Origin of the sequence: uncultured Brevundimonas sp., assembly GCF_937870815.1 — a bacterium.
Lineage (GTDB): Bacteria > Pseudomonadota > Alphaproteobacteria > Caulobacterales > Caulobacteraceae > Brevundimonas.
Genome location: NZ_CALMZS010000036.1, coordinates 21,675 through 28,138, shown reverse-complemented (window position 1 = coordinate 28,138; position 6,464 = coordinate 21,675). Strand labels below are relative to the sequence as shown.

Genomic DNA, 6,464 nt, shown 5'->3' with positions numbered 1-6,464 from the left:
AAACGGCCCGGATTCTGGATAGGCTCGACGGATCGGCCGGGGGCGTCCCGCTGATTCCCTTTTTCTGAGGAAGGCGCGCCGTGGCGTTTCGCGACGGACCGTTCGAAAACATCAGGGTGCCGCTGGTCTGGACCGCGGCCGTGGCCGTGGCCGTCGCCGCGGCCGGCTGCGTCCTGCTGCTGATCAGCGACGCGCGGGCCCAGGACTCCCCCTACCAGCCGATGCGCGCCGGGGTCGAGACGGTGGCCGGCCCCGTCGGCGGCGTGTTCGCGGCCCCGGTGCGCTGGTTCGGCCACGCCTCGGACTATGTCGGCGGCTATTTCTTCGCCGTCTCCGAGAACCGTCGGCTCAGGCGCGAACTGGCCGAGCTGCAGCCGTGGCGCGACCAGGCCATCGCCCTGAAGAACGTCAACGCCCGCTACGAGGCCATGCTGGGCATCCGGCCCGAGCCGCCGGTGGCGATGCGCACGGCCCGCTCCATCACCGACACCCGCGGCCCGTTCTCGAACGCCCGCCTGCTCGACGTCGGCGCCCGCGGCGGCGTCAAGGTCGGCAATCCGGTGATCAACGAACACGGCCTCGTCGGCCGGGTGGTCGGAACCGCGGCCAATGTCAGCCGCATGCTGCTGCTGACCGACGTGGCCAGCCGCACCCCGGTGCTGGTCGACCGCACCGACGCCCGCGCCCTGCTGACCGGCGACGGCTCGGGCAATCCGCGGCTGGAGTTCGTGCGCGGGGTCGGCTCGGTCCAGGTCGGCGACCGCATCCTGTCGTCGGGAGACGGCGGCGGCTTCCCGCGCGGGGTGCCGATCGGCGTCGCCGCGAAGGGCATCGACGGCTCGTGGCGGGTCAAGCTGTTCAGCGACCGCGGGGCCATCGACTATGTCCGCGTCATGCTGTTCGAGGACTTCGGCCAGCTGGTCGATCCCGAGGCGCTCAACGCCCCGCCGCTGGCCGCCCTCGACACCCTCGCCGAGGCCACGCCGGCCCAGTCGGCGGCGATCGACGATTCCGCCGCCCGCCGGGCCGCGCCCGGCCCCTCCGCCCCGGCCGCCCCGGCCCGGGCGCCCGCCCGGGCTCCGGCCTCGCCCCCGCCTCCGCCGGGAGGCGCCGGATGAGACGGCCGGTCGCGGTTCGCGTCGTCGGGCCGATGCAGTGGATCGTCTATCCGGCCCTGATCGCCGTCGCGGCCACCATCCTCCTGCAGACTCCGGTCGAGCTGTTCGGCCTGCACCTGCCCGAGCCGGTCATCCCCATGGTGCTGGCCTTCGCCTGGCCGCTGATCCGTCCCTCGGTGCTGGCCCCGCTCGCCCTCGCCGCCCTCGGCCTGCTGCTCGACATCCTGACCTACGGCCCGCTCGGCCTCTGGGGCCTCGCCTTCCTGGCCATCTACGGCGTCGTGCTGGCGTCGCGCAGCTTCCTGGCCGGCCAGGACACGGCGGTGTTGTTCGTCTGGTACGGGGCCTGCTGCGTCCTCGCCTTCCTGCTCGCCTATGTGGTGATGGCCTTCATCGCCCCGACCCCGGCCAGCCTGATCCCGGTCGTGCTCCAGCTGACGCCGACCCTGCTGCTGTTCCCGTTCGCGCATCGCCTGATCGAGCGCTTCGAGGACGGCGACGTGAGGTTCCGATGACCCCGCTTCGCCAAGGCTACGCAGGGCGGGCCCGATCGCGCGCCGCCGCGAGGACGAAGTCCTCCGAAGCTCCCGAAGGGAGCGCAGGAGGATGAGCTCGGAACCGTCGATCTTCTTCGCCGACACCAACGAGCGGCAGGGCTCCTTCCTGCGCCGCACCTTCGTCATGGGCGGGCTGACCGCGGTCGGCGGCCTCGTGCTGACCGGCCGCCTGGCCCAGCTGCAGGTCATCCAGGCCGGCGAATACGCCACCCTGGCCACCAACAACCAGTTCAACTTCCGCCTGGTGCCGCCGCCGCGCGGCCGCATCCTCGACCGCAACGGGGTGGTCATCGCCGGCAACCGGCCCAGCTTCCGGGTGCTGGTCGTCCGCGACGAGACCAAGGACCTCGACCAGACCCTCGACCTGCTCGGCCGGCTGCTGCCGGACACCGTCGAGCGCCGCCGCTCGATCATCCGCGACGTCAACGCCGCCCCGCGCTTCTCGCCCGTGCCGGTCAAGAGCGACCTGAGCTGGGAGGAGTTCGCCCGGGTCAACCTCTACGCCAACGAGCTGCCCGGCGTCATGGCGGACATGAACGAGGCGCGCTTCTATCCGTACGGCGGGGCCTTCGCCCATGTCATCGGCTACGTCGCCAAACCCAACGACCGCGACATCAAGGCCATTGAGGAGCGGGGCGAGAAGGTCCCCGAAATCCTCTATAACCCCGGCTTCCGCATCGGCCGCCAGGGCGTCGAGAAGGCCTTCGACGCCGACCTGCGCGGCGAGGCCGGCGGCACCCGGGTCGAGGTCGACGCCCGCGGCCGCGTCGTGGCCGAGGACGTCGGCGGCTCGAAACCCGCCGTGCCCGGCAAGGACGTGGTCCTGACCCTCGACGCCGACGTCCAGAACCGGGCGCTCGAGGTCTATGGCGAGGAGTCCGGCGGCTGCGTGGTCATGGATGTGCGCAACGGCGACATCCTGTGCATGGTCTCGGCCCCGTCGTTCGATCCGAACCTGTTCGTCGGCGGGGTGCCGTCCGGCATCTACCGCGCCCTGGCCGACTACGAGCGCAAGCCGCTGCTCGACAAGGCCATCTACGGCACCTTCCCGCCGGGCTCGACCTTCAAGATGACCACGGCCCTGGCCCTGCTGGACGCCGGCGTCGACCCGACCGAGCGCGTCGTCTGCACCGGGGGCTACCGCTTCGGGTCGCGCACCTTCCGCTGCTGGAAGCGCGGCGGCCACGGGCCGATGGACATGCACAACGCCATCAAGAACTCGTGCGACACCTATTTCTACCATCTCAGCAACCGCGCCGGCGTGGACCGGATCGCGCGGGTCGCCGAGGAGCTCGGCTTCGGTCAGGCCTATGAGATCGGCATCGCCGGCCAGTCGAGCGGCACCGTGCCCTCCACCCGCTGGAAACGCGAATACGCGGCCCGCACCAGCTGGGACGACGACGGAACCTGGTATCCGGGCGAGACCCTGTCGGTGGCGATCGGCCAGGGGGCCCTCGCGGTCAACGCCCTGCAGCTGGCGGTGATGGCCTCGCGCCTGGCCAATGGCCGCAAGGCGGTCCAGCCGCGTCTGGTCAAGTCGGTCGGGGGCAGGGCGCGGGGCGGCGCCAGGTCGTTCGGCGACCTGCCTTTCAGCCGGGCCCACCTCGACATCGTCCGGGGCGGCATGGCCGCGGTGGCCAATGACGTCACCGGCACCGCCTACCGCGCCTCCCAGCTCGGCCTCGGCGACATCCAGATGGCCGGCAAGACCGGCACGGCCCAGTCGCGCGACTACGGCTCCGGCTCGCGCGGCCCCCGGGACGCCGTCTGGTCCCGGCGCGACCACGCCCTGTTCGTGGCCTTCGCCCCGCACGACGCGCCGCGCTACGCCATCGCCCTGATCATCCAGCACGCGCCGTCCGGCGGCGCGGCCGACGCGGCGCCGCGGGCGCGCGAGATCATGAAGACCGTGCTGCTCAAGGATCCCGACATGCGCGCCCGCATCGAACGTCCGCTGCCGCCCGCGCCGGCGGCGCCGCCCGGCGCCGACGAGGGCGAGGCCGGGGCTGCCCCGGGCGGCGAGGTCACCGGGGCCGCCGCCGCCGAAGTCGTCGCGCCGTCCCCGCGGCCGCGGCCGGCGCCGACCGCCACCTCGGGGCCGCGCCCCTATCTGTCGGAGCCGCCGCGATGACCGCCTCGGCCCTGACCCGTCCCGGCGAGCGCGACCGGATCTCGACCAAGATCACCGAACTGGACTGGCGGATCGTCGGCCTGCTGTGCGTCATCGCCGGCGTCGGCGGGGCCATGCTCTATTCGATCGCCGGCGGCCACTGGCAGCCGTGGGCGGCCGACCATCTGGCCCGCTTCGGGGTCATGCTGGTGGTCATGCTGGGTCTCGCCCTGATCCATCCGAAATGGTGGTTCCGCGGCGCCTATCCGCTGTACGGCCTGCTGCTTCTGCTCGTGCTGATGATCGAATTCACCCCGCTCGGCTATACGGCCGGCGGCGCGCGCAACTGGCTCAATCTCGGCTTCATCCGCATCCAGCCGGCCGAGTTCATGAAGCTGGGCCTCGTCCTCGCCCTGGCGCGCTGGTATCACAACCATTCCGCCCGCGAGGCCCGCTGGTCGTGGAAGCTGCTGATCCCGGCCGGGATGATCGGCCTGCCTTTCCTGCTGGTCGCCAAACAGCCCGACCTCGGCTCGGCCATGATCATCGGCCTGACCGGCGGGGCGGTGATGTTCCTGGCCGGGCTGAGCTGGCGGGTGATCGCCATCGGCGCGGCCGCCGCGGCCGCCGTCATCCCGCCGTTCGTGATGTTCGGCATGCACGACTACCAGCGCAACCGCGTGCTGACCTTCCTCAGCCCGGAGTCCGATCCCTCGGGCGCGGGCTACAACATCATCCAGTCCAAGATCGCCCTCGGCTCCGGCGGGGTGCTGGGCAAGGGCTACGGCCTCGGCAGCCAGAGCCAGCTGGAATTCCTGCCCGAACGCCATACCGACTTCATCTTCTCGACCGTGGCCGAGGAGTTCGGCTTCATCGGCTCCTTCGGCCTGCTGGCCTGCTACGTCGCCGTCATCCTGATCGCCCTGCGCATCGCCTCCCTGGCGCACAGCCATTTCGGCCGCATCGCCGCCGCCGGCATGACCGCCTTCTTCGCCCTGTTCGTGCTGATCAACGGGGCCATGGTGATGGGGCTGGCCCCGGTGGTCGGGGTGCCGATGCCGCTGCTGTCCTACGGCGGCTCGTCGATGATGACGGTGATGATCGCCTTCGGCCTGGTGCTGTCCACCCGGGTGCACCGCTACGCCGAACTGCCCAAGGGGCATGGTCTGTTCTGATCGCCCGGTTCAGGCGTTAGGCATGGACCATGACTGAATCCTCTTCCAAGGCCGCCCCGCCCGCCTTCGTCCCCGACTGGGGCGAGGAGCCCTGTCCCAAACCCGTTCTCGCGACCGCGACGCCGGAACGGACCGCCGCCATGATGGACGGCGTGCGCATGCGCCAGAACCCCGCCGAATGGGCCTTCGTGCGCCTGTCGAAGCTGATCGAGGATTTCGAGAAGAGCCTCGACAAGGACGACGAGGTCGGCGCCCGTATCGTCGGCCTGCCCGGCGACGGCACGATGTCGATCGACGACGTGGGCTTCTGGGGGCCCGACTTCATCCTCTTCGTGGGCAGGAACGCCGACGGCAAGCCCGTCCGGCTGATCCAGCACTACGGCCAGATCAACGTCCTGCTCGACGTCCGCCGCCGCCCGGAGGAGCGTCAGGCCCGACGCATCGGCTTCCAGCTGTCGGAAATGGTGCGGAGGACGGACAAGAAGTAGGGTCGACCCCCGCCCCTCGACCCTGATCCCTACAGCTCCGCCGCCCAGTCGGTCGCCCGCACCAGGCTGTCGATGATGCCCGGCTCGGTCGAGGCGTGGCCGGCGTCCTTGACGACGTCCAGCCTGGCCTCGGGCCAGGCCCGGTGCAGGGCCCAGGCCCCCGACATCGGGGTCACCACGTCGAACCGCCCCTGGGCGATCCAGCACGGGATGTGGCGGATGCGGCCGATGTTCCGGAGCAGCCAGTCCTCTTCGGGGAAGAAGCCGCCGTTGGTGAAATACCAGTTCTCGATACGGGCGAAGGCGACGGCGAATTCGGGCTCGGCGAACTTGTCCGGCCGCGCCTCCGGCCCCTCGACGCTGACCGTCTCCCCCTCCCAGCTCGACCAGGCGACGGCGCAGCGCTCGCGCTCGGCGCGGTCGCCGCCGGTCAGCCGCCTGTAATAGGCCCCCATCAGGTCGTGGCGCTCGCTCTCCGGGATCGGCGCGACGAACCGCTCCCAGGCGTCGGGGAACAGGTGGGAGGCCCCCTCCTGGTAGAACCAGTGCAGCTCCGACCGGGTCAGCAGGAAGATGCCGCGCAGCACCAGGGCCGTGGCCCGCTCCGGATGGGTGATGGCGTAGGCCATCGCCAGGGTCGAGCCCCAGCTGCCGCCGAACACCACCCACCGGTCCACTCCGAGCAGTTCGCGCAGCCGCTCGATGTCCTCGATCAGGGCCCAGGTGGTGTTGTCCTCCAGCGAGGCGTTCGGCCGGCTCTGGCCGCAGCCGCGCTGGTCGAACAGGACGATCCGGTATCTGGCCGGATCGAAATAGCGCCGCATGCCGGGATTGACCGCCCCGCCGGGGCCGCCGTGCAGCACCACGACCGGAAGGCCCTGCGGATTGCCGCACTCCTCGTAGTAGATTTCGTGATCGCCGCCGGTCGGCATGAAGCCGCTGGCGTAGGGCTCGATCTCGGGAAACAGCTCGCGGCGGGACGTCTCGGACACGGGGAAGGCCATACGTATACTCGG

At 71.1% G+C, this 6,464-nt stretch carries 6 protein-coding genes; 5 read left to right on the top strand and 1 reads right to left on the bottom strand.

All coding sequences use genetic code 11. The annotated features are described in order from the left end of the window. Positions 1-80: 80 nt before the first annotated feature. The 5 genes from mreC (at position 81) to Q0588_RS02590 (ending at position 5,448) form a co-directional block, all read left to right on the top strand. Positions 81-1,118 (top strand): rod shape-determining protein MreC, encoded by a 1,038-nt coding sequence (mreC, locus tag Q0588_RS02610; RefSeq protein ID WP_298743498.1) that lies wholly within the window; start codon positions 81-83, stop codon positions 1,116-1,118. Beyond that, positions 1,115-1,633, top strand: coding sequence for a hypothetical protein (locus Q0588_RS02605; protein ID WP_298743497.1), 519 nt, complete (start codon positions 1,115-1,117; stop codon positions 1,631-1,633). Before mreC ends, Q0588_RS02605 begins: the two co-directional genes overlap by 4 nt. A 91-nt stretch (positions 1,634-1,724) precedes the next feature. Next, entirely contained in the window at positions 1,725-3,806 is a 2,082-nt protein-coding gene (mrdA, locus tag Q0588_RS02600) for a penicillin-binding protein 2 (RefSeq protein WP_298743495.1), read from the top strand. Next, entirely contained in the window at positions 3,803-4,960 is a 1,158-nt protein-coding gene (gene rodA / locus Q0588_RS02595) for a rod shape-determining protein RodA (protein ID WP_298743493.1), read from the top strand. Before mrdA ends, rodA begins: the two co-directional genes overlap by 4 nt. A 29-nt stretch (positions 4,961-4,989) precedes the next feature. Continuing rightward, complete coding sequence (locus Q0588_RS02590; RefSeq protein WP_298743491.1) at positions 4,990-5,448, top strand: DUF6173 family protein; 459 nt, start codon at positions 4,990-4,992, stop codon at positions 5,446-5,448. Between the two features lie 29 nt (positions 5,449-5,477). On the opposite strand, the gene pip is transcribed toward Q0588_RS02590, so the two are convergent. Further along, positions 5,478-6,452: a prolyl aminopeptidase gene (gene pip, locus Q0588_RS02585; protein ID WP_298743489.1), complete on the bottom strand. Its 975-nt coding sequence runs from the start codon at positions 6,450-6,452 to the stop codon at positions 5,478-5,480. Positions 6,453-6,464 lie beyond the last annotated feature (12 nt).

Bases quoted from the DNA above. Each gene is read 5' to 3' on its own strand.
- Q0588_RS02605 (WP_298743497.1), top strand. From the start codon at position 1,115: ATGAGACGGCCGGTCGCGGTTCGCGTCGTCGGGCCGATGCAGTGGATC.
- mrdA (WP_298743495.1), top strand. From the start codon at position 1,725: ATGAGCTCGGAACCGTCGATCTTCTTCGCCGACACCAACGAGCGGCAG.
- rodA (WP_298743493.1), top strand. From the start codon at position 3,803: ATGACCGCCTCGGCCCTGACCCGTCCCGGCGAGCGCGACCGGATCTCG.
- Q0588_RS02590 (WP_298743491.1), top strand. From the start codon at position 4,990: ATGACTGAATCCTCTTCCAAGGCCGCCCCGCCCGCCTTCGTCCCCGAC.
- pip (WP_298743489.1), bottom strand. From the start codon at position 6,452: ATGGCCTTCCCCGTGTCCGAGACGTCCCGCCGCGAGCTGTTTCCCGAG.